Below are 20160 nucleotides of genomic sequence, written 5' to 3' on the forward strand. Positions count from 1 at the left end.
CGCGTTTGCTGTCTTATCTTGCGGCCTTTGCGAATGCCTGGACGATGTCCGCCCAAAGGTCTTCCACGCTTTCAAGTCCGATATGCAGGCGGATGGTGCGCGGCCCGACGCCGAAACGGGCCATCGAGTTCAGGCCGGGCGTCTGCTCCAGCGATGCCTTGGCTGGCACGATCAGGCTCTCATGCCCGCCCCAGCTCACGCCGATGTGGAAATATTTGAGCGCATCGACAAAGGCCGGGATGTCCACGTCCTCGGTGACTTCGAACGAGAACAGCCCGGAATAGCCCGTAAGCGTGGCCTTGCCCGGATGGTTCGAATAGGCCGGATGATGGACGCGCTCGACCTTCTCGTGCGCCTTCAGCCGCGCGGCGATGGCGAGGCCGCTCTTCATGTGATGCGGCAGGCGCAGCGGCAGCGTGCGCAGGCCGCGCAAGAGCAGCCATGCCTCGAACGGCGAAAGCTTGCCGCCGAGATAGGAATAGGTCTGCTCGTTGATCTGCCTGACATGGGCGGCGGAGCCGACCACCACGCCCGCCACCGTGTCGCTGTGGCCGGAAAGATATTTGGACGCCGAATGGATCACCAGATCGACGCCGTGCGCGATCGGCTTCTGGAACAGCGGCGTCGCCCATGAATTGTCGATGACCGTGACGATGCCGTGCTCCCGCGCCAGCCGGGTCAGGGCTCCGAGGTCCTGCAGTTCGAACATCATCGAGGTCGGGCTTTCGAGATAGAGCATCCTGGCGCCCGGCAGCGCGGCGGCGACCGCCTCGGCGTCGGAGCCGTCGACATAGTCCACCTTGATGTCGAGACGGGGCAGCAGGCGCTCGAACAGACGGTAAGCGTCCCCATAGCAATTGCGAACGGCCAGGATGCGCTCGCCAGCGCCGACGAAGGCCAGCACCGTGGCGCTGATCGCGGCCATGCCGCTGGAAAAACCACGCGCGGCCTCCGCCCCTTCCAGCGCCGCCATGCGGGCTTCGAACTCCATCACCGTCGGGTTGTCGCCGCGGGAATAGATCGGCTGGCGCCGCCGGCCGGCGAAGGTGTCGGCCATTTCGGCATAGTTGGCGAAGGTGAACAGCGAGGTCTGGTAGATGGGCGGAACCACCGCGCCGCCGGGGAAGGGCTCGTCATGGGCCAGCAGGCTCGCCGCCTCGGCGAGCGCGCTGTCGTCGAAGCCGTGCATGTCGAAATCGGTTGGCATGTCGTTCATTTCCGGTCCGCGAGTTTGGCCGCGCCGCGCCGCAGGTCGGCTTCGACGGTGGCGATCAGTTTCAGCGCCTCGACGCGCGCGCCTTCGGGGTCGCGAGCGACGATGCGTTCGTAGAGCGTGCGATGGTAAGGGAAGGAGGCATGCCCGAAATCGCGCACGCCGAGCGGATGTTCCCAGAAGCGGTGGAACATCTCGTGCATGGCCGAGATGATCTGCTCGAACAGCGGGTTGCCGGCGGCGCGGTAGACCGCCTGATGAAATTCCCAATCCTCTTCGGAGGACATGCCGTCACGGGCGTGGAAGACCGCTTCCATGATGTCGAGCTTTTCGCGGATCGCCGCGACGTCGCCCTCGTCGGCGCGCTCCGCGCAAAGCGCGGCGGCTTCCGCCTCCAGCGCCCGGCGCACCTCCAGCGTGCGCATCAGGCCGACGAAATCGTTGCCGCCGGCAAGCGTCAGCGGCATGTGCAGCATGTCGGTGGAAACGGCCGCCCTGAGATAGGTGCCGCTGCCCTGCCGCCGCTCCACCAGGCCCAGCCCCTCCCAGCGCGTCAGCGCCTCCCGAACCGTACTGCGGCTGACCCTCAGCCGTTCGGCCAGGATGCGCTCCGTGGGCAGTTTTTCTCCCGGCCCCATTCCCTCCTGCGCCACGAAGCCCGCCAAAGCCTTCAGCACGGCGTCGTCGCGCTGGGTTGTATGTATTGGCGGCAGGTCGAATTCGGTCACGGTCAGCCAATTGGTTCAATGGTCTGACCAATTTCCGCATAGAACATTGTTGCTGTCAAGTGCGCCGCCAGCGAACGCCAGGCGTCGCTCCGTCGATCCTAGTGGGAAATCGTGGCGCGGCCGCTGGTGAGATCGGCGATCATCCGCCGGACAAGGTCTAGCTCCGACGCGTGAATCCTGACGGCCAGCTCTCCGCCGGTCGCGTCATAGCGCTGGCCGAGCACCTGCACGGCGGGCAGGCCCGACAGCCTCGACTGGACGAGCGCCAGGTCGGCGAAGTTGCACGCGATCATCGCCTCGACGGTTTCGACGATCGGGATCTTGTCCGCCGCGCGCAAACAGGCGGCCGCGGTTCCGCCATAGGCGCGCATCAGTCCGCCGCTGCCGAGAAGCACGCCGCCGAACCAGCGGATGACGACAACGGCGATTTTGTCCAGCGACTGGCCGTCCATGGCCTGCAAGATCGGCTTGCCGGCCGTGCCGCCCGGCTCGCCGTCGTCGCTGAAGCGATATTGCTGTCCGATCCGCCAAGCCCAGCAATTGTGGCTGGCGCTGGCATCGGCATGTTCCGCAATGAACGCCTTCGCGTCGTCCTCGCTGACAACCGGACCGGCGATGGCGAGGAAGCGGCTGCGCTTGATCTCCTGGCGAAAGCTCTCGACCTCTTGAAGGGTGAATGGCGCATGCATAGCTGCGCCGTAGCACATTTGGCGCCGGAGCGGTGCGGGGTGCCCGAAAATTCCTTCAAACATCGGTGCGGTTGGTTATTGTCGCAGATGGTCGCGGCAACGGCGGACAAAGATGGGGCATCGGCGCATGAATATCCTCGTATTCCAGCACCTGAGGGTCGAGCACAGCGGCATATTCGGGGAATTCTGGCGCGAGGCCGGCCATCGCGAACACATCGTCGAGCTGGACGAAGGCGACGCCGTCCCGCCGCTCGACGGGTTCGACATGCTGGCTGTGATGGGCGGCCCCATGGATGTCTGGCAGGAAGAAATTCATTCATGGCTGGCGCCCGAAAAGGCAGCGATCCGGCGCTGGGTTAGGGAACTGGGGCGTCCCTATCTGGGCATCTGCCTTGGCCACCAATTGCTTGCGGATGCCCTTGGCGGCAAAGTCGGATTGATGCGACAATCCGAAGTCGGCCTGGCCGACGTCGAATTGACGATGGAAGGAAGGAACGATCGCCTGTTCGCCGGGGTGGAGCCGAAGATTCGGACGCTCCAGTGGCACGGGGCGGAGGTGCAATCATTGCCCGAGGGCGCCGAAATACTGGCTTCCAACCAGGCCTGCGCAGTGCAGGCAATGCGCGTGGGCCCGAATGCCTATGGCTTTCAGTACCATATGGAGATCACCGAACGCACCGTCGACGACTGGGCCAGGATCCCAGAATACAAGGCGAGCCTGGAGCGCGCCATGGGCAGCGAGGAGGCCGAAAAACTGGCAGCCGCCGTTGCCCCGAATCTTGCGGAATTCCGGAATACGGCGCGCCGGATAAACGACAATTTCTTTTCGGCGCCGGCCTGACCGGCTGCCGGATGCCGAACGTTGCTTTTTGGCCTCCGCCGCTGTCGCGATGGACGGCCGCGGAAAGAATTTTTTTGCCGCACGGCGGTTGCAAGGTGCCGCTCGTCCGCAATCGCGCAATGCTGCGCGATTTCCGCGTTGAAGCAGCCGCCTACTTCCGCTAAGAAGCCGTGGCCGACCGGTTCGCCGGTTGGCGGCTTACCGGATCGCGCGCCGATCCTGGCACCCGTAGCTCAGCTGGATAGAGTGCTGCCCTCCGAAGGCAGAGGTCACAGGTTCGAATCCTGTCGGGTGCGCCATGTGCTCCTAAATCCGTTCAGCCCGTGGTGCCAATATGACATGGCGTTTCTCACATTCGGGCGCGTCAGGGGCGCTCCGGTAACAATGGACAGCAGCTCGCAGGGCGCTTCTTGTCAGGCGCTCAGATGATCTTGCGAACATCCTGCTCGAAGCTGAGCACGTGATGCAGTGCGATGCGCTCGGCCGTTTCGCCGTCTCCGCGGCAGACTGCCTCGAGCATCTGGGTCTGCTCGTGCAAGACCGCGTCGAGACCCAGCATCAATTCGGGAAACCGCCGTGTCGCCACATGGAGAATCCGCAGCGACAGGTTGTGGTAGTGATCGAGCGTATCGTACAGGTAGGAATTCTTGGCGGCGCGATAGATGAAGCGGTGGATGCGCCGGTCGAGCGCGAGCAGGGGTTCCCGCTCCGGGGGGCTGGAAAAGGCCGCGAGTTCCGCGAGCAGGCCTTGTGCCTCGCGCCGCTCCGGCTCGCGCAGGCGCTCGGCGGCCAGCCGGGTTGCCCAGGACTCGATCCTCGCCCGCGCCTCGTAGATCGCCGACAGGTCGCTGATGTCGATGTTGGTGACGAACGTGCCCCGGCGGCCGTTGACGTCCACGAAGCCGTCGCGTTGCAACCTTAGCAGCGCTTCGCGCACCGGCGTGCGGCCGACATCGAGCCGCCGCATCAATTCGCTCTCGCGCAGAGGCGTGCCCGGAACCAGCTTTGCCGTGATGATGTCCTCCCGCAGTTGCAGGTAGGTGCGTTCCGCCAGCGTCGAGCCGGCCTCGGCCTTGCCTGCCGCGTCTTCGGGTGTCCACGCGTCCATCCACCTGTCTCCATCGTTCCGTGCGACCCGCTCCGCCCCAGGAATCGCTTGACAACGCACCTCTATAATATACTGTTCAATATATTACACATATATTGATCCGATGACAGGGAGGTATCGGTGATGAAAAAGGGCGTAATGTCGCTTTCGCCGCTCAAGGCAGGCGTGACCGCTTTGCTCGGTGTCGGGATTGGATTGCTGGCCGCTGCACAGGCGGCCGAGGCGGAGGACCTCGAGACGCTGAAGCCCGGCGTCCTTCAGGTCACGATCGAGCCCTACATGCCCTACACGGCGATGAAGGACGGCAAGCTCGTCGGACTGGACAGCGATATTCTCACCGCGGTCGCCGACAAGCTGGGCCTCAAGATGGAAGTCAACGTCACCGATTTCCCCGGCATGCTGGCTTCGGTGCAGTCGCGGCGTGCGGACATCACCATCGGCGGCATCGCCTGGTCCGATGCCCGTCGGAAGGTCGGTCTCTTCACCGATCCGCCTTACTATTCGCCGCCGGCAATGGCCGTTGCCGGCACCGGTGACTATCCGGACGTCAAGAGCCTGGAAGGCAAGAATCTCGGGACCGTCACCGGCTATGTCTGGGCGAAATCGATTGCCCAGGTGCCGAACGCTACCCCGCACACCTATCCGTCGGCCGACAGCGTCTTCCAGGATCTCGCGTCGGGGCGGCTGGATGTCGGCTTCCTCGATCCGCTGCTCATCATCTACCAGCAGAAGGAACGGCCGGACATGAAGTTCCGGGTCGAATACCTGACGCCGCCGGCGGCCGATGAGGTCAAGGCCCATCCCGATTATCAGTACTTCCAGCCTTACATGACCGGTTTCTACCTGCCGAAAGAGGCCCCCAAACTCGCCAAGGCGGTGTCGGACGAGATCGATGCCATGTACAAGGACGGGTCGCTCTCGGCGCTGGTGACCAAATGGGGCGGCGATCCGAAACAGTTCCTGGTTCCCTCGCCGGAGATGGCCGCGCAACGCCGTGGCGTTGACCGTCCCGCGGACTGGGCGCCGCCCTCGATCGCGCCGTGAGCACGGAGGGCAAGACCATGTCTTCCTTCGATACGTTCACCGGGTTCCTCCAGGTTCCCTGGGGCGATTACATGGGCAATCTCGGCGTGGGCCTGCTCCGGACCCTTGCCTATACCGTGGCCAGCTTCGTCGGGGCGGCCGCCCTTGGCCTCGCGCTGGCGCTGATGCGCCTCAACCGCCTGCGGCTGGTGCGGTTGCCGGCCGCCGTCTACACGGAGATCTTCAAGAACGTTCCGCTGCTCGCGATCATCTTCGTGACCTATTTCGGCCTGCCGTCGGTGGGGATCAAGCTCAGCGTCTTCGCCGCCGGCGTGCTCAGCCTCGTCCTCTTCTACGCTGCCTATCTGTCGGAAATCTTCCGCGCGGCCATTGCCGGCATCCATTCTGGCCAGAACGAGGCAGCACAGGCGCTGGGTCTTGGCCGCGGAACCACCTTCGGCCAGGTCATCCTGCCGCAGGCGCTACGGCTGGCCTTGCCGGGCACCAACACCATGTTCGTCGACCTTCTCAAGTCGACCTCGCTCCTGGTGACGATCTCGGCCGCCGAGTTGATGACCCAGGCGCAGTTGATCGCGTCCGAGACGTTCCGGGCGCTGGAAGTCTATCTCGTCATCGCGGCCGTCTATTTCGCGGTCTGCTACCCGGTTTCCCAATGCCTGCTCTGGCTGGAGCGGACGATCCAGGCGGGCGTGCCGCTTTCGCGCGGGCGCAGGCGGCGGCTGAAACTGGCGAAGACGTTGCTGGCAGGTGGAGGCTAGAGCCATGACACGGCATGTAGTCAACGTAGAGCCGGATGCGGCGGCACCGGCCGGCAAGCCGGCCGTCACCATCCGCGGCCTCAAGAAATCCTACGACGGACGGCAGGTGCTCGGCGGCATCGATCTCGATGTGCCGGCCGGCCGGATCGTCAGCATCATAGGCCAGAGCGGCGGCGGCAAGACGACGCTGATGCGCTGCGTCAACCTGCTCGAGCAGCCCGATGACGGCGTCATCGAGGTCAATGGCGAGGCGATCTGCGCCAAGGGCGTCGTGACCTGCAAGGACCTCGCCAGACTGCGCCAGCGCGTCGGCATGGTGTTCCAGCGCTTCAACCTCTTTCCGCATCTGACGGCGGTGGAGAATGTCGTTCTCGCTCAGATGCATGCCGCGGGGATTGGCGAGCGGGAAGCGGTCGAGCGGGCCGTGCGCCTGCTCAAGCGCGTCGGCCTGGGGCACCGGGCGACGGCCTATCCGGAGCGCATGTCGGGCGGCGAGCAGCAGCGTGTGGCGATCGCGCGGGCTCTGGCGCTTGGGCCGACCGTGCTTCTGTTCGACGAGCCGACTTCCGCGCTCGATCCCGAATCGACGGGCGAGGTGCTGCGCGTGATGCGCGAACTGGCGAAGGACGGCATGACCATGATCCTCGTCACCCATGAATTGCCTTTCGCGCGCGAGGTGTCGGACTGGGTCGTCTTCATCGACGGCGGCCGGATCATCGAACAGGGCACGGCGGCGGACGTGCTGGACCGGCCGCGCGAGGCGCGCACGATCGCCTATGTCGCCCGTTACGCGGCGCCCGGTTGAACCGGGCTCCTCGCCGCTGCCCAAACCGGCATGCGGGATCGGCGCATGGCAGCATGGCTGCCATGCCGCGTCGCGAGCGCTTTGGGTGTCTTCTCGTTTGTTTTTCTGACCCGTTGTTGATGAGATGAGCAGGATCACCACCGACGTCGCCGTGATCGGCGGCGGGGTTATCGGCCTCGCGATCGCGCTTCGGCTGCGTGCTGACGGGCGCGAGGTCGTCGTGATCGAGCCGAACGAGCCCGGCAGCGGCGCCTCCTATGGCAATGCCGGCACCATCGCGGACTACGCGGTTATACCGGTGGGGACGCCGTCCGTTCTCCGCAACGCCGTATCCCTGCTCTTCGACGCGAATAGTCCCCTGTCGATCAGGGCGTCGGCGCTGCCGACCTTGTTTCCCTGGCTGGCGCGGTTCGCCCGCGAATCGCTGCCGCGCCGATACCGGCAGAACGCCTGCCGGATCGCTGAGCTCGTTTCCGGTGCTTCCGGCGCGTGGACGGAATTCGCGGCGGAAATCGGGGCGTCGGACCTGCTCTCGGCGAAAGGCTGTCTCTACCTCTATGAGACGCAAAAGGCCTTCAAGGCTGCCGGGGCAGACATCGCGCTGCGCCGCAGCTTCGGCGTTGCCCAGGACCTGCTTTCGGCAGGTGAGGTGCTGCGGCTCGAACCCCGGCTGCCGCCTTTCGAGGGAGGCGGCCTGTTTTTTCCGGGCGCGATCAATCTGAGCGATCCGGGCGAGGTGATGCATCGACTGTCCACGGCGGTTCGCCGGGCGGGCGTTGAATTCATCCGGGCCTTCGCGCAGGGAATCGCACGCCAGTCGAAAGGAATCCGGATCGCCGCAGCACCGTTCGAGATTGGCGCGCGCACCGCAATCATCGCCGCCGGGGCCCAGTCGCGACGGCTGGCCGCGCAGATCGGCGATCCGGTCCGGCTCGACACGGAACGCGGCTACCATGTGGAGTTCGACATGGCCGAGTTGCCCATCGAACGGCCGGTCTGTCCGACGGCGCACGGCTTCTATCTTTGCCCGATGCGCGGCCGGCTGCGCGTCGCGGGCCTCGTGGAACTCGGTGGGCTGACCGCTCGCGCCAACCCGCGGCGCATCGAAAACCTTGCGGCCAATGCCCGCCGGATTTTCCCGGATCTCGGCGAGCCGAGCCGCACCTGGCTCGGCTTTCGCCCGTCGATGCCCGATTCCGTCCCCGTCATCCGCCCATCGAGGGGAGGACGGGACGTCATCCTCGCCTTCGGCCACGGACACATAGGACTGACCCTCGCACCGCGCACCGCCCAGATGGTGAGCGCTCTTCTCGCCGCCTAGTTCGGATTGGACGGCCGCGCCGTGCATTCCGGCCGACTACTGCTCCGCGTTCGTCGAAACTGCTTGCACAATGAGGGCCGCGAGAAGGCCCGGCCCATCCTCGCGCATGGCGAGCGTGAGTTGCGCGCCCTGACTTTCGGCCGCGGCTTGCGCGATCGCCAGACCCAGGCCGCTGCCTTCGCTGTCCTGAGGCCTTGCCCGGAAGAAGCGCTCGAAGACGTATGGCATGTCTTCCTGCGCGATGCCGGGGCCGGTGTCGCGAATCTCGATCCGGGCTTCCTGCCCGGACGCGGTGACGGCAACGTCGATGGTCCCGCCCGATGGCGTGTAGCGCACGGCATTCTCCACCAGATTGCCGAGCATAATTTCAAAATCGGCCAGCGAGCCGATCACCACGGCGGTGTCCTGGCGCGTGATGCCAAGGTCGATCCCACGGCTCTCCGCAAGCGGTGTTAGACGGGCGATCGTATCGATCGCGAGCTGGACAAGATCGATCGGCTGCGGGGTCGGCGCAGGCTCGTGGGCATCGTAGCGTGCGAGGCGCAGGAGCTTGCCGACGAGGCTGCCGGCCCTGTCGATCCCGGCCTCGAGCTCGGCCAGACGCCCGGAAAACCGGCCGTCCCGGTCGTCATGCCGGAGGTTGTCGATTTGGATTTGCAGCGCCGAGAGCGGCGTGCGCAATTCATGGGCCGCGTCCGAGACGAACCGCCGCTGCCGCTCCAGCAAGGCGCGGAGCCGGGTGAGCAAAAGATTGATCGAACTGACGAAGGGAATGATTTCGGCGGGCACGTCGTCAGTCGGAACAGGATCGTCCGCCGCAACGTCCCGCGAGGCGACCGCGGCGGCGAGACGGTTGAGCCGGGCCATTATCCGGTCGATGATCCAGCCCAGCGTCAGCAATGACAACGGGATCAGGATCATGATCGGAAGCGCCGCCTGAAGCGCCGCATTGGCCGCCAGTTCCTGCCGGACCCTCGTGTCCTGGGAAACCTGAACGGTCCGGTCCGGCGCGGCCAGAGTGTAGACGCGCCAGTCGCTGTCATCGGTTGAAATGTCGGCAAATCCGGTCGCCGATTGCCGCGGGAGACCGACGGCAGGATGCGACTGACGCAGCGGCCGGCCGGCCGCATCCCAGACCTGGATGACGAAGTCGTCCTCGGGATCGTGCGGCACGCCGCTATCCGGACCGGATGCCGGCGGTGACGGCGCGTCCCCGACATAGAGCGCGATCTGCCGAAGCTGGTTGTCGAGGAAGGTGGATGCCTCGCTGCGGACGAGGACGTAGGAGGTTACAGCCGCGCAAATGCCGATGGCCGTCATCAATCCGGCGAGCCAAAGGAATGCGGTGCGGCGGATCGAAAGCGCGCTCGTCACTTGGGGATCATCCAGCCGGCGCCACGGACATTGCGTATGATGTCCTTGTCGAACTTGCGGCGCACATAGTGGATGAGCACGTCGACGGCGTTGCTTTCCACTTCCTCGCCCCAGCCATAGAGCCTTTCTTCAAGCTGGGCGCGGGAAAGGATCCCTCCGGGACGCTCCAGCAGCGCCTGAATCAGGGCGAACTCACGCGCCGGCAACACCTCGCCTTTGCCACGATATTTTACCTCGTGGCTCGACAGATCCAGTTCGACCTCGCTCGTGTTGAGGGTCGAAACCGCCTGGCCGCCATGACGGCGCAGGACGGCACGCATGCGAGCAAGCAGTTCCTTCACTTCGAACGGCTTGACCAGATAGTCGTCGGCCCCGAGGTCCAGCCCCGCGACGCGATCGTCGAGTTCGTCACGCGCCGTGATCAACAGGATCGGCCTCCGGTCGCCGGCGGCGCGCAGCGAGCGCAGGATTTCCAGGCCCGAACGGCCGGGCAGGCCGATATCCAGCAAGACGAGCGCATGCCCGCCGACGGAGGCGGCTTCTTCGCCGAGATGTCCGTCGCGCACCCAATCCGCCGACATGCCGGCGTCGTCGAGGGCCTGCACCAAGGCCCCGCCGAGCATCATGTCGTCTTCGATCACCAGAACACGCATGCTTTAAAGATAGACGGAACATGCCGGCCTGCACAGGTTTCGGTGCGGGCCAGCCGCGCGAAGCCGGCTGTGCTCCGGCGCCACGCCGACGCCGGTTCTAATTCTCAGCTAATTGAACCCGCGTAGTCACGATTGGCCAATCGAACGCATTCAACCAGCGGGGCGGCGCGAACCATGCCGTCTTGCCTTGCCAGAACCAAGAGATCCGCTGATGAGACAAATCCTTCTCGCGATTGCCCTGATCGTCGCGCCGGTGGCCGCCTTCACGGGGGTCGAACTCTACGCTGGCAATGCGCCCGCCAAGACGGCGACCCTCGGCGACCTTTCATCCTTCAAGAGCATCATCTCTGACGTCCAGATCCTCGCTTCCAAGGGCGATCTTCCTGGCGCCGCCAAACGCATCACCGATTATGAAACAGCGTGGGACCAGGCCGAGACGGCGATCCGCCCGCTGAACCAGACCGACTGGAACAATATCGATGCCGCCTCGGACGCTGCGCTGAAGGCTCTGCGTCAATCCCCTCCCTCGGCCGACAAGGTCAACAAGACGCTCGCTGCCCTGATGGCGGTTCTCGACAATCCGGCCCAGCCCGCCTCCTAAGCACTCGCCGCACCGCGCCGCCGATATTCCCTCCCTCATCCAAGGAGAGCCGTCATGTCCGCACCGAATGCTGCCACCAAAGCAGTCGTCTACAATCGCGTTCCACGCGTCACCGCCGACTTCTGGCTCATCAAGCTGATGGCCGTCACCATGGGGGAAACGGCGGCCGACTATCTGAATGTACAGATGGGCCTGGGCCTGACGGCGACGTCGCTGATCATGTCCGCAATCCTGGCGGTGGCGCTGGCCTGGCAGTTCGCGCAGAAGCGTTATGTTCCCGCCGCCTATTGGCTTTCCGTGGTGCTGATCAGCATCGTCGGCACCTTGATCACCGACAACCTGGTCGACAATTTCCATGTGCAGCTGCTGGACACGACCATCGCGTTCTCCATCGCCCTGGCGTTGACATTCATGCTGTGGTTCCAGGCGGAGCGGACGCTTTCCATCCACTCCATCTTCACCGGCCGGCGCGAAGCCTTCTATTGGCTGGCCATCCTGTTCACCTTCGCGCTCGGCACGGCGGCGGGCGACCTTGTGGCCGAGAAGTTCGCGCTGGGCTATCTGGCGACCGGCATCCTCTTCGGCATGATCATCGCCTCGCTCGCCATCGGCTACTTCTTTCTCGGCCTCGACGCGATCCTCGGCTTCTGGCTGGTCTATATCCTGACCAGGCCCCTGGGGGCCTCGTTCGGCGACTTGATGTCCCAGCCGGCGCAATATGGCGGCTTTGGCCTCGGCACGGTCGTCACCAGCGCCATCTTCCTTGCCGCGATCGTTCTGATCGTCATCTTCATGAGCCTGCGGCATGAAGGCGAGGAACTGGTCGAGATCGACGCACGCGGCAGGCCGGCCGCTCGCAAAGGCCATGGATTCACCACGGCAGAAGAAAAGAGCTGAGCCGATCCGGTAAATCTCAGCGATTTATCGACGCGCTGGCACAGGCGATGGATCGGGGTCGGGCCTCGGTCCAGGCGACATTGATGGCTGCGGGCCCGGGCGGTACGGTCGTGGCGGCGTTGCCGCGGTCTGTAACGGAGGTTCCCGCGTTTCATCCGGGTTGGGATTCGGGGCTTCGTCCGGAAGACGGTCCGGTTCGGGTTCATCGATCGGTCGCGGGCCGTCTGGCAGCGGCCACGGAAAATCCTCGTCAGGGGGCTTCTTCGGATCAGGCATCGCTTGATCTCCATTCTGGTTCATACGGCAACGTCCCGAGCGCGGCATAATGCTCGTACAGGCCTGTCGGAGCGCCATGTCATCGAACCCGATCTCGAAATCGAACACCTCGATGTTCTCCTGCATATGCCGGCTCCGGTTTGCCTTGGGCGGCGGAACCGTACCTCGCTGGAGATTCCAGCGGACGGGTCCATAGGTCCGCTCCTTTCCTGTGATTGCAGCTAATCGCGGTGTGCGCGCGTCCTGGCTGCCTTTCGCGCCGCTGCGGAGCGGCCCGCCGGACCTTTGGTTTCGGCGGCCTTCTTGGCGGCGGCGGACCGTTCTTGGGCGGTGCGATGGGACGCTGCGCTTTTGGCCTGCCGCGAAAGGGCTTTGTGGGAGGCGCTGCTTTTCGGTTCGTGCTTGAGGACTTCCGACACCGCTTTCGAGACCTTGGGCCGGCGCTTCGGTTTTCGTTCGCCCTGACCCACTTCATAGGCATATTCGGCGCTCTCGCGCGTGCTCTCCTTCACGTCGCCCTTCTTCGGCGGCGGCAGGTCGACGCCGGCGCGCCGCGCTTCCGAAAGACCGATGGCGATCGCCTGTTTGGTGGAACGCGCACCGTGTTCGCCTTTGCGGACCTTTTTTATTTCCTCGTGGACGAACTCGCCGGCCTGCGTACTCGCCGACTTACCTTCGCGTTTGTCTTCTCGCGCCTTCTCGATGGTTTTCTTGTCCGGCATTGTCTTCTCCTCGTTGGAACGAGGCATGATCGGCTGTGGCGGCGGTCGTAGCGTCCGTTCCGGACGTCGCCCTTCCTCAGATCAATGATCGTGCTCGCTGTTGGGCGTGCTCGACACCGGTCTGTCTGGAACGCAGGGCGTCGGCAAGAGTTCCGGCGTTGCGGATCGGAACGATGCCCGGCTCGTCGCAAAGCATCCGCTTCGGAGACGGCGAGGGCGGCGCGGCCAGAATTTGCGGACAAGCCGTCAAAACAATCGCCGAACGGACGAAACAATAACTTCGGTGGCGTGTTGTGTCATCAATGGGCGCGCGGGCACCTTCTCATCGGGAGGCGATGATGAGCGCTACCGGCCTCGAGGTTTTCGACAAGATCGTACAGACCACCAATATCTGGCTGAAGGAGATCATGGACGATCTCGGGTCCGATCGGCAGATGGCGTGGCATGCCCTCGGTGTCGTCCTGCGGACCTTGCGCGACAGGCTGCCGCCGGAACTGGGAGCCAATCTTGCCGCCGAACTGCCGCTCCTCGTCCGCGGCGCCTATTACGACCAGTACAAGCCATCGGACGGTCCGAACCGGGATCGATCCGTCGAAAAGTTCCTGGATCCGGTCGCGGACGGACTGGCGGCCACCCGGCCGGTCGACGCCGGCGATGCGGCGCGCGCGGTGTTCAAGACGCTTGTTCATCATGTCGACCTCGGCCAGTCGGCAAAGGTGCGCGACGCCTTGCCGAAGGACATCCAGACGCTTTGGCCGGACAGTGTCGGCGCGTAGACGGTGAACGTGCCATGGCCGTGCTCCCGGATTCCGAACTCATTCGCGCCGAAGGTGCCGCAGAGCTTGCCGGCCTGATACGGAGCTTCTGCCTGCATCTTCCAGCACCTGAGAAAGCCGGTGCGTTCGCGGAACCTTTCGACCGCTTCGCCGGCGCGCGCGTGGTGCTTCTGGGCGAAGCCACGCACGGCACCGCCGAATTCTACCGCGCGAGGGCGGCGATCACGCGGCGCCTGATCGAACGGCATGGCTTCAACATCGTGGCAGTCGAGGCCGACTGGCCGGATGCGGGGCGCATCGACCGCCATGTGCGGCACATGGGGGCGGGCGCCCATGACGAGCAGGCCTTTGCCCGTTTCCCCACCTGGATGTGGCGGAACGAGGAGGTGGCGGCTTTCGTCGACTGGCTCCACGGCCATAACGAGAGACTTCCTGTGGCTGATCGGGTCGAGTTTCGCGGTCTCGACGTCTATTCCCTGCGCGGTTCGATCGCGGCGGTGCTCGATTATCTCGAAAAAGTCGATCCGCCGGCCGCCAGGCGTGCGCGGGAGAGGTATGGCTGCCTGACGCCCTGGCAGACAGAGCCGAGCTGGTACGGTCGCGCTGTCGCGATGAACGAGCGCGACAGTTGCGAGGACGAGGTCGTCGCGCAACTGCGCGAGATGCTCGACCGGCGGCTGCACTATGCGGGCCAGGACGGCGAAGCCTTCTTCGACGCGGCCCAGAACGCGCGCATCGTGCGGGCGGCCGAACATTATTATCGCATCATGTATCGCGGCTCGACCGAATCCTGGAACCTGCGTGACCGGCATATGTTCGATACGCTCCAGCATTTGCTGGAAGCGCGCGGCCCCGGCGCCAAGGCGGTGGTGTGGGCGCACAACTCCCATGTCGGCAACGCCGCCGCGACCGCAATGGGCTGGCAGGGCGAGTTCAACATCGGCGAACTCTGCAAGACGGCCTATGGCGAGGAAGCGGCTTCGATCGGCTTCGGAACGGATCGCGGCACCGTGGCGGCGGCAGATGACTGGGACGGCCCGATGTGGGTCAAGAAGGTGGTCCCGGCGCGCAGCGATTCCTACGAGCGGGTCTTCCGGCAATCGGGCGTCGCGCGCTCGCTGACGCATCTCGACGGCCCACGGCAAGGCGAGCTTCGCGAGGCACTCTCACGACCGCGGCTCGAACGCGCCATCGGGGTCATCTACCGGCCCGAAACTGAGCTCTACAGCCATTACTTCGAGGCGGTGCTCCCCGAGCAGTTCGACGCCTATGTCTGGTTCGAGGAAACCGGCGCCGTGACGCCCCTCCCTGCGGAGCGCCCGCATGGCGTGCCGGAAACCTATCCGTTCGGGGTGTAGCGATGGTTTCAACTGTCCCCCGCGATGTCGAGGAGGTGCGGATCGGACCGAGCCGACTGGCCGGGCTGCTCGGTGTGCCTGAAGGAGCGCGGGGCATCGTCATCTTCGCCCATGGCAGCGGCAGCGGCCGGCTGAGTTCGCGCAACAATCATGTGGCGGCCGCTCTTCGCCGGGCCGGGTTGGCAACGCTGCTTCTCGATCTCCTGACTGCCGACGAAGAACAAGACAGGCGCAATGTCTTCGATATCGCCCTGCTGGCGTCGCGGCTGGCGCTGGCAACCGATTGGGCGGCGAAGGACGAGCGTACAGGCCATCTTGTCCCGTTCTATTTCGGCGCGAGCACAGGCGCCGCCGCCGCGCTTCTGGCGGCTTCGCATCCCGACGCACGGGTCGCGGCCGTCGTCTCGCGTGGCGGGAGGCCGGATCTGGCAATCGGCGCACTCGCCTCGGTGCAGGCGCCGACCCTGCTTCTGGTCGGCAGCCTGGACGGTCCTGTCATCGAAATGAACGAGCGGGCCCTGGCGGCGCTACGCACGGAAAAGCGACTGGTTATCATTCCGGGAGCCAGCCATCTTTTTGAGGAGCCGGGCACGCTCGACCAGGTGGTGCGTTACGCCACGGGCTGGTTCCTGGCGCACCTGCGGGGATAGCTGCGATGCTGAGCGGTGGAACAAAATTCAAGGATCGTACGGATGCGGGGTGCAGGTTGGCGCAAGCATTGACGCGATTTGCCGGAGCCAAACCGCTCGTGCTTGCCCTGCCGCGCGGTGGCGTTCCCGTTGCCTTCGAGGTGGCGAAGGTCCTCCATGCGCCACTCGATCTGCTGCTCGTGCGCAAGATCGGCGCGCCGGGCCATGCCGAATACGGAATTGGTGCGGTCGTCGACGGAGCGAACCCGCAACTCGTCCTCAACGACGAAGCCTTCGCCGTCGTTCGTCCTTCCCCACAGTATGTTGAGGCGGAGACGAAGCGGCAACTCGAGGTGATCGAGCGCCGCCGAAAGCTCTACTTCGGCGACAGGCCGGCGGTTTCCGTCAGCGGCCGGACCGTCATCGTGATCGATGACGGCATCGCCACAGGCGGGACGGTGCGGGCCGCGCTCAAGGCCCTCCGCAAGGACGGGGCAGCCCACATCGTCCTTGCCGTCCCGGTAGCGCCTCCTGAAAGCCTGGCTCTGGTCGGAAAGGACGCGGACGAGACGATCTGCCTGTCCACGCCCGATCTTTTCGTTGCCGTCGGCAACCACTACGAAACATTCGACCAGACGAGCGACGGCGAAGTGATCCAATTGCTCCGGGAAGCCGAACGCCTGGGCTCATCCGAAGCTGAAGAACGACGCCGGTAGAGCCGTACGGCGGTTCCGCCGGCTCGACGCTCGATCGACCTCAGTGCGCGGTTTGCGAATGCTCGCCGCCCGGCTGCGAGATGCCGCTCAAGGCTTGCCCGGCTTCCATCGTCTCCCCGTTTCTCGCAAGGTCGCCGATAGACACGATGCCGACGAGCCTTTTGTCTCGATTGAGAACAGGGAGGCGCCGCACCTGCAGGTCTCCCATGTTTGCAAGAACGTCCTCGACCTCTTCGTCATCGTAGCAATACATCACTTCCCGGCTCATTACGTCGCGCACGCTGGTGTCGGGCCCTTTGCCCTGTGCCACTCCACGGATGACGATGTCACGGTCGGTTATCATGCCGACCAAGCGGTCGCTCTCACCCACCGGAATAATACCGGCATCGAGCTGATCCATCATCTTGGCGGCGTCGCGAACCGATTGTTCGGGGCTGGCCACCTTGACATCCCTTGTCATGCACCCGCTGATCTTCATCTCACTCTCCCGTCGCTTCCAGCGCCCCGCCGCCGGATCGTTCTTGGCAGGAACCGACCGGCCGCCCTAACGTTCCATCACAACCTCTATCGGTCATCCGCCTTACGCGGATGCGTAACGCTGAATGGAGAGCCGCTCCAAGGATGCGCCACGCAAGGAGCTTTTACGATGCCGAAAATCCTGAAGCAGAAAAAAGCGGAAAAACCCAAACCACCCGGCGCCAGGCCAGAGAAAAAGCCGACAAGAGACACGCGTGAGGACCCGGCGCCGAATCCCGAGGGATCGGGCGTACTACCGGATACGAACACGAGAAAAGAGGTCGAGGCGATCAGACCCAATCTGAAGCGCTAGGCTGCAACGACTCGGATCATCGATGCGATGCGCGCAGGTCGTTGGTCCATCTCGACGACTTTTGACCGGTCAGTGCCCCTTTGCCCGACCGGCATACTGATCCACCGCCCCTGCCATCTGGAGCATGAGCGTTTCCATGGAGATGGAATTCCCGCCATAGGGATAGAAGTCGGACTTGTCGCCCGTGTTCCATTTCTGCCGCAACTCGGGCTCTGTGATGTCCCAGTCGCGATAGGTTCGTCGCGCCAGCTCGCGCAATTCGGCGTGCAACTCCGCGGTGGAGGGGCGGCCCCAATAATAATAGCCGTTATAGACCTTGAAGATTTCCAGGCCCCGCCCGAGCACGATCGTGTGCGGGATCATCACGTCATGCGAGGTGTCGGTGTATTCCTTGATGTCCAGATCCTTCTGCACCACCCGCTCTTCGTCGTACAGGAACGGCCAAGGCGCCGAGGTCTGCTGGCGGTAATTGTTGGTCGTGTGCCAATCGTCCGTGGTGATCGTGACAACCTGGGTGTAGCCGACGACGAGTTGCGGGTGGAAACGCACCAGTTCCAGCATTTGCTGGCGGTCCTTCGGTCGGGAAGAACATAGTCGGGGAACTTCGCGCCCGTCACGATATCCTGTCTCATCTCGGTCACTCCCGTTGATCGGGTTCCATGGCTGGCAGGTGGCGGCCCGCTCAGGGTGCCCAGGCCCCCAGCACAATTCCGCAGGAGCCAGCCGGTTCTAAGGGCCGCCTGCCATCGCTCCGACAACCACCATCACGAGCGCATCCACGTCGACTTCGCCGTTGACGATCGTCTTGCCGCCCTCCCGCCGAACCTTGAGCTTCGACGGGTTTTCGGCCGCCTGCCTTTCGAGTTCTTCGATCACGCCCGTGATCGCCTTGGCTTCAAGCGGCTGCTCGTTCACGACGGCGGGACTCATGTCCGGAGTTCTCCTGTCGGAATGGCTACGGTGGACCTGGTGCTCGAGATCCGAACTCGTGGCATTGCCGGATGTTCCGGAACGAGTGCGTGGCCGCGGTCTGGAAGGACGCTCGTTGGTTGCCGCACCGCCACGCGGCGGCGATTCAGTCTCCGGACGCCGGCGCCGTGTAGCGGCGGCGCACCGCCGCCAGAATGATCTCCCGGCTCTCCTTTGCCGACAGGGTCTTGTCCTCCTCAGCCTTGGCGGCTTCTTTCGCGAGCTTCTTGTCGCGTATCTGGGTTCGGAACCACCGCGAATAGTCGCCGGCGCGCAGATGGTGTTGCCACGTCGCGTCATCGATGCCTTCGGCGATCTGGACGAATATCTCCAGGTTCTGGGCCCGCAGCTTCATGGTGTCTTCAGGTCCCGTGAAATAGAAGCTGCCCCTCTCGTCGAGCGTGCCTTCGGCGTATTTGCGGCTGTGACGCTTGAGCGATTGCTGCGGCTCCACTGCGGTGACGGCATGCGGGTCCTCGCCCCGCCTCCAGAACAGGACCTGCTCGTCTTTCAATGGCTTTGCCGGCTTCGGAACCGCGATGCCGGCAGCCTTGGCCACCGCAGCCACGATGTCGTTTGCATGCGGTCCGATGCCGATGACGACGGTCACCAGCTTCAGCGCTTCGGCGGCAAGCGCGCCCGGATCGACGGTGATCAGCACGGTGCCCGGCATCTCCGCTGAAATCAGGACCTTCATGTCGGCACGCTTCTTCGGCAGCAGATGATGCGCCTCGTCGACGATCAGCCAATGGGGTCGCGCGGTTTTCGAGCGCAGGCGAGTGATCTCCGGCATGAGTTCGACGGCGAATTCCGGCCGGTCCTCGACCTTCAGGGCCAGCAGATTCACGACGACGTTGGTCCCGATCTGATCGAGCAGGGCCAGCACCTGTTCCTTCGTCGGCGAAGATTTGCCGTCGCCTATGCCGATAGCGTCCTGTAGGCCGTCATAGTCCCCTTCGGGATCGATGATGCAGAACTGGTATTTGCGTTCGGTGAAGCGCTCGGCAAGAGCGGTGGCAAGCGTCGATTTGCCGATGCCCGAACTGCCGGCGACGAGCACGGTGTCGGTCGGCCAGATGACGATGTCTTTTTCACCGTCCTTGCCGATCGCCACGCCGTCGCGTCGCTTGATGCCGAGGTCGTGGTCATGCTTCAGGAGTTTTCGGACCAGTTCCTCGACGCCGGCGCCCCGCTTGCCCTTGGTCACGATGTCGGCCGTGTCCTTGACGGCTTTGAGAGCGTTATCGACGGCGACCGAGCAGCCGCAGGCGCGCATGAAGGCGTGATCGTTTTCCGCGTCTCCGATGCCGACGACATTGTGCGGCGACAGGCTGAGGTCAGCGAGCGCGGCCCCGAGCCCGGTGGCTTTGTTGATGCCGCTGGGCAGGACCATCACGGCGCCCTTGTTGAAAATGATCTCGAGCTCGAGATTGAGTTTTTTGATGACGTCCAGCACCGTTGCCTGATGCGGCTCCCAGGTGGCCACGATGGAGCGGCCGACCGACAGCGGCTTGACGGCGCGCTTTTCCAGCTCACGAACGAATTTGGCCGGAGGCGGCGGAGCGAGGAGTGCCTCGTCTTCGCTGGCAGGCGAATAGACCAACGCTCCGTTTTCCGCGACGACGCGGTCGAACATCCGGTGCTCGGGAAAAGCGCGCTTGAGATCGTCGAGCTCGCGCCCCGTCACGAGGACGAGCTTGCGGCCGCTTCTCTTGAGACGGTCGAGGGCCGCAATCGTCTTTTTGGAGACCGATCCGTCATGCGCGACGGTCCCGTCATAGTCCGTCGCCAGCGCCATGAAATACATGTTTCCTCCAGCCTCCCAACGGCACGGCCCGATTGAAGAACCGTGC

General features: G+C 64.4%; 24 protein-coding genes and 1 tRNA gene. 13 read left to right on the forward strand and 12 right to left on the reverse strand.

The annotated features are described in order from the left end of the window. Positions 1 to 13: 13 nt before the first annotated feature. The 4 genes from QU595_RS00510 to QU595_RS30150 all read right to left on the reverse strand — a co-directional run bounded on the left by QU595_RS00510 (position 14) and on the right by QU595_RS30150 (position 2946). Positions 14 to 1216, reverse strand: a complete 1203-nt coding sequence (locus tag QU595_RS00510; protein WP_315918225.1) for a PLP-dependent transferase — start codon at positions 1214 to 1216, stop codon at positions 14 to 16. Beyond that, positions 1213 to 1941 carry a FadR/GntR family transcriptional regulator gene (locus QU595_RS00515; RefSeq protein WP_315918227.1) on the reverse strand — a complete coding sequence of 243 codons (729 nt, stop codon included), beginning with the start codon at positions 1939 to 1941 and terminating at the stop codon, positions 1213 to 1215. The genes QU595_RS00510 and QU595_RS00515 overlap by 4 nt, the downstream gene beginning before the upstream one ends. 98 nt (positions 1942 to 2039) lie before the next feature. After that, on the reverse strand, positions 2040 to 2630 hold the full coding sequence (locus QU595_RS00520) for a YigZ family protein (protein WP_315918229.1): 591 nt from the start codon (positions 2628 to 2630) through the stop codon (positions 2040 to 2042). A gap of 55 nt (positions 2631 to 2685) precedes the next feature. Then, positions 2686 to 2946: a hypothetical protein gene (locus QU595_RS30150; protein WP_410000499.1), complete on the reverse strand. Its 261-nt coding sequence runs from the start codon at positions 2944 to 2946 to the stop codon at positions 2686 to 2688. Between QU595_RS30150 and QU595_RS00525 the strand changes: the two genes are divergently transcribed. After that, a complete protein-coding gene (locus tag QU595_RS00525; RefSeq protein ID WP_410000484.1) occupies positions 2854 to 3471 on the forward strand; it encodes a type 1 glutamine amidotransferase in 618 nt (205 codons plus the stop codon). The genes QU595_RS30150 and QU595_RS00525 overlap by 93 nt on opposite strands. Positions 3472 to 3693: 222 nt before the next feature. Further along, a tRNA-Arg gene (locus QU595_RS00530) sits at positions 3694 to 3770 on the forward strand. Positions 3771 to 3892: 122 nt separating this feature from the next. Here QU595_RS00530 and QU595_RS00535 read toward each other — a convergent pair. Continuing rightward, positions 3893 to 4579 carry a GntR family transcriptional regulator gene (locus QU595_RS00535; RefSeq protein WP_315918232.1) on the reverse strand — a complete coding sequence of 229 codons (687 nt, stop codon included), beginning with the start codon at positions 4577 to 4579 and terminating at the stop codon, positions 3893 to 3895. A 123-nt stretch (positions 4580 to 4702) separates the two neighbouring features. Between QU595_RS00535 and QU595_RS00540 the strand changes: the two genes are divergently transcribed. From QU595_RS00540 to QU595_RS00555, 4 genes are all read left to right on the forward strand, one after another. Further along, positions 4703 to 5623, forward strand: coding sequence for a transporter substrate-binding domain-containing protein (locus QU595_RS00540; RefSeq protein WP_315918233.1), 921 nt, complete (start codon positions 4703 to 4705; stop codon positions 5621 to 5623). A 17-nt stretch (positions 5624 to 5640) separates the two neighbouring features. Further along, on the forward strand, positions 5641 to 6381 hold the full coding sequence (locus tag QU595_RS00545) for an amino acid ABC transporter permease (RefSeq protein ID WP_315918234.1): 741 nt from the start codon (positions 5641 to 5643) through the stop codon (positions 6379 to 6381). A 4-nt stretch (positions 6382 to 6385) separates the two neighbouring features. Then, positions 6386 to 7186 (forward strand): amino acid ABC transporter ATP-binding protein, encoded by an 801-nt coding sequence (locus QU595_RS00550; protein ID WP_315918235.1) that lies wholly within the window; start codon positions 6386 to 6388, stop codon positions 7184 to 7186. Positions 7187 to 7310: 124 nt separating this feature from the next. After that, complete coding sequence (locus tag QU595_RS00555; protein ID WP_315918236.1) at positions 7311 to 8507, forward strand: FAD-dependent oxidoreductase; 1197 nt, start codon at positions 7311 to 7313, stop codon at positions 8505 to 8507. Positions 8508 to 8543: 36 nt separating this feature from the next. On the opposite strand, the gene QU595_RS00560 is transcribed toward QU595_RS00555, so the two are convergent. After that, positions 8544 to 9827 (reverse strand): ATP-binding protein, encoded by a 1284-nt coding sequence (locus tag QU595_RS00560; protein ID WP_315918237.1) that lies wholly within the window; start codon positions 9825 to 9827, stop codon positions 8544 to 8546. 50 nt (positions 9828 to 9877) lie between these two features. After that, complete coding sequence (locus QU595_RS00565; protein WP_315918239.1) at positions 9878 to 10534, reverse strand: response regulator transcription factor; 657 nt, start codon at positions 10532 to 10534, stop codon at positions 9878 to 9880. A gap of 211 nt (positions 10535 to 10745) precedes the next feature. On the opposite strand from QU595_RS00565, the gene QU595_RS00570 reads away from it, so the two are divergent. Together QU595_RS00570 and QU595_RS00575 are read left to right on the forward strand one after the other, a co-directional pair. Beyond that, positions 10746 to 11135 carry a hypothetical protein gene (locus tag QU595_RS00570; RefSeq protein ID WP_315918240.1) on the forward strand — a complete coding sequence of 130 codons (390 nt, stop codon included), beginning with the start codon at positions 10746 to 10748 and terminating at the stop codon, positions 11133 to 11135. Positions 11136 to 11189: 54 nt separating this feature from the next. Further along, entirely contained in the window at positions 11190 to 12032 is an 843-nt protein-coding gene (locus QU595_RS00575; protein ID WP_315918242.1) for a hypothetical protein, read from the forward strand. A 497-nt stretch (positions 12033 to 12529) separates the two neighbouring features. Here the strand turns inward: QU595_RS00575 and QU595_RS00580 are convergent, their stop codons facing one another. Continuing rightward, complete coding sequence (locus QU595_RS00580) at positions 12530 to 13030, reverse strand: DUF6496 domain-containing protein (RefSeq protein WP_315918243.1); 501 nt, start codon at positions 13028 to 13030, stop codon at positions 12530 to 12532. Between the two features lie 338 nt (positions 13031 to 13368). Between QU595_RS00580 and QU595_RS00585 the strand changes: the two genes are divergently transcribed. The 4 genes from QU595_RS00585 to QU595_RS00600 are packed head-to-tail and all read left to right on the forward strand — an operon-like array spanning position 13369 to position 16509. Further along, positions 13369 to 13806 carry a DUF2267 domain-containing protein gene (locus QU595_RS00585; RefSeq protein ID WP_315918245.1) on the forward strand — a complete coding sequence of 146 codons (438 nt, stop codon included), beginning with the start codon at positions 13369 to 13371 and terminating at the stop codon, positions 13804 to 13806. A 14-nt stretch (positions 13807 to 13820) separates the two neighbouring features. Next, positions 13821 to 15164 carry an erythromycin esterase family protein gene (locus tag QU595_RS00590; protein WP_315918246.1) on the forward strand — a complete coding sequence of 448 codons (1344 nt, stop codon included), beginning with the start codon at positions 13821 to 13823 and terminating at the stop codon, positions 15162 to 15164. A gap of 2 nt (positions 15165 to 15166) precedes the next feature. Next, a complete protein-coding gene (locus tag QU595_RS00595) occupies positions 15167 to 15814 on the forward strand; it encodes a dienelactone hydrolase family protein (RefSeq protein ID WP_315918247.1) in 648 nt (215 codons plus the stop codon). Between the two features lie 5 nt (positions 15815 to 15819). After that, positions 15820 to 16509 carry a phosphoribosyltransferase gene (locus tag QU595_RS00600; protein WP_315918249.1) on the forward strand — a complete coding sequence of 230 codons (690 nt, stop codon included), beginning with the start codon at positions 15820 to 15822 and terminating at the stop codon, positions 16507 to 16509. A 40-nt stretch (positions 16510 to 16549) separates the two neighbouring features. On the opposite strand, the gene QU595_RS00605 is transcribed toward QU595_RS00600, so the two are convergent. Beyond that, positions 16550 to 16987, reverse strand: a complete 438-nt coding sequence (locus QU595_RS00605; protein ID WP_315918251.1) for a CBS domain-containing protein — start codon at positions 16985 to 16987, stop codon at positions 16550 to 16552. Between the two features lie 168 nt (positions 16988 to 17155). On the opposite strand from QU595_RS00605, the gene QU595_RS00610 reads away from it, so the two are divergent. Further along, complete coding sequence (locus QU595_RS00610; RefSeq protein WP_315918253.1) at positions 17156 to 17338, forward strand: hypothetical protein; 183 nt, start codon at positions 17156 to 17158, stop codon at positions 17336 to 17338. A gap of 69 nt (positions 17339 to 17407) precedes the next feature. Here QU595_RS00610 and QU595_RS00615 read toward each other — a convergent pair whose 3' ends face one another. From QU595_RS00615 to QU595_RS00625, 3 genes are all read right to left on the reverse strand, one after another. Beyond that, positions 17408 to 17899 (reverse strand): AhpC/TSA family protein, encoded by a 492-nt coding sequence (locus QU595_RS00615; RefSeq protein WP_315918255.1) that lies wholly within the window; start codon positions 17897 to 17899, stop codon positions 17408 to 17410. A gap of 168 nt (positions 17900 to 18067) precedes the next feature. After that, a complete protein-coding gene (locus QU595_RS00620) occupies positions 18068 to 18268 on the reverse strand; it encodes a hypothetical protein (RefSeq protein ID WP_315918256.1) in 201 nt (66 codons plus the stop codon). 145 nt (positions 18269 to 18413) lie between these two features. After that, positions 18414 to 20114: an HAD family hydrolase gene (locus tag QU595_RS00625; RefSeq protein WP_315918257.1), complete on the reverse strand. Its 1701-nt coding sequence runs from the start codon at positions 20112 to 20114 to the stop codon at positions 18414 to 18416. Positions 20115 to 20160: the final 46 nt, after the last annotated feature.

The sequence above is a fragment of the Mesorhizobium sp. SP-1A genome, from assembly GCF_032460275.1.
Taxonomy (GTDB): domain Bacteria; phylum Pseudomonadota; class Alphaproteobacteria; order Rhizobiales; family Rhizobiaceae; genus Mesorhizobium.

Bases quoted from the DNA above. Each gene is read 5' to 3' on its own strand.
- QU595_RS00510 (WP_315918225.1), bottom strand. From the start codon at position 1,216: ATGAACGACATGCCAACCGATTTCGACATGCACGGCTTCGACGACAGC.
- QU595_RS00520 (WP_315918229.1), bottom strand. From the start codon at position 2,630: ATGCATGCGCCATTCACCCTTCAAGAGGTCGAGAGCTTTCGCCAGGAG.
- QU595_RS30150 (WP_410000499.1), bottom strand. From the start codon at position 2,946: ATGAATTTCTTCCTGCCAGACATCCATGGGGCCGCCCATCACAGCCAG.
- QU595_RS00535 (WP_315918232.1), bottom strand. From the start codon at position 4,579: ATGGACGCGTGGACACCCGAAGACGCGGCAGGCAAGGCCGAGGCCGGC.
- QU595_RS00540 (WP_315918233.1), top strand. From the start codon at position 4,703: ATGAAAAAGGGCGTAATGTCGCTTTCGCCGCTCAAGGCAGGCGTGACC.
- QU595_RS00545 (WP_315918234.1), top strand. From the start codon at position 5,641: ATGTCTTCCTTCGATACGTTCACCGGGTTCCTCCAGGTTCCCTGGGGC.
- QU595_RS00550 (WP_315918235.1), top strand. From the start codon at position 6,386: ATGACACGGCATGTAGTCAACGTAGAGCCGGATGCGGCGGCACCGGCC.
- QU595_RS00555 (WP_315918236.1), top strand. From the start codon at position 7,311: ATGAGCAGGATCACCACCGACGTCGCCGTGATCGGCGGCGGGGTTATC.
- QU595_RS00560 (WP_315918237.1), bottom strand. From the start codon at position 9,827: ATGACGGCCATCGGCATTTGCGCGGCTGTAACCTCCTACGTCCTCGTC.
- QU595_RS00565 (WP_315918239.1), bottom strand. From the start codon at position 10,534: ATGCGTGTTCTGGTGATCGAAGACGACATGATGCTCGGCGGGGCCTTG.
- QU595_RS00570 (WP_315918240.1), top strand. From the start codon at position 10,746: ATGAGACAAATCCTTCTCGCGATTGCCCTGATCGTCGCGCCGGTGGCC.
- QU595_RS00575 (WP_315918242.1), top strand. From the start codon at position 11,190: ATGTCCGCACCGAATGCTGCCACCAAAGCAGTCGTCTACAATCGCGTT.
- QU595_RS00580 (WP_315918243.1), bottom strand. From the start codon at position 13,030: ATGCCGGACAAGAAAACCATCGAGAAGGCGCGAGAAGACAAACGCGAA.
- QU595_RS00585 (WP_315918245.1), top strand. From the start codon at position 13,369: ATGAGCGCTACCGGCCTCGAGGTTTTCGACAAGATCGTACAGACCACC.
- QU595_RS00590 (WP_315918246.1), top strand. From the start codon at position 13,821: ATGGCCGTGCTCCCGGATTCCGAACTCATTCGCGCCGAAGGTGCCGCA.
- QU595_RS00595 (WP_315918247.1), top strand. From the start codon at position 15,167: ATGGTTTCAACTGTCCCCCGCGATGTCGAGGAGGTGCGGATCGGACCG.
- QU595_RS00600 (WP_315918249.1), top strand. From the start codon at position 15,820: ATGCTGAGCGGTGGAACAAAATTCAAGGATCGTACGGATGCGGGGTGC.
- QU595_RS00605 (WP_315918251.1), bottom strand. From the start codon at position 16,987: ATGAAGATCAGCGGGTGCATGACAAGGGATGTCAAGGTGGCCAGCCCC.
- QU595_RS00610 (WP_315918253.1), top strand. From the start codon at position 17,156: ATGCCGAAAATCCTGAAGCAGAAAAAAGCGGAAAAACCCAAACCACCC.
- QU595_RS00615 (WP_315918255.1), bottom strand. From the start codon at position 17,899: ATGCTGGAACTGGTGCGTTTCCACCCGCAACTCGTCGTCGGCTACACC.
- QU595_RS00620 (WP_315918256.1), bottom strand. From the start codon at position 18,268: ATGAGTCCCGCCGTCGTGAACGAGCAGCCGCTTGAAGCCAAGGCGATC.
- QU595_RS00625 (WP_315918257.1), bottom strand. From the start codon at position 20,114: ATGTATTTCATGGCGCTGGCGACGGACTATGACGGGACCGTCGCGCAT.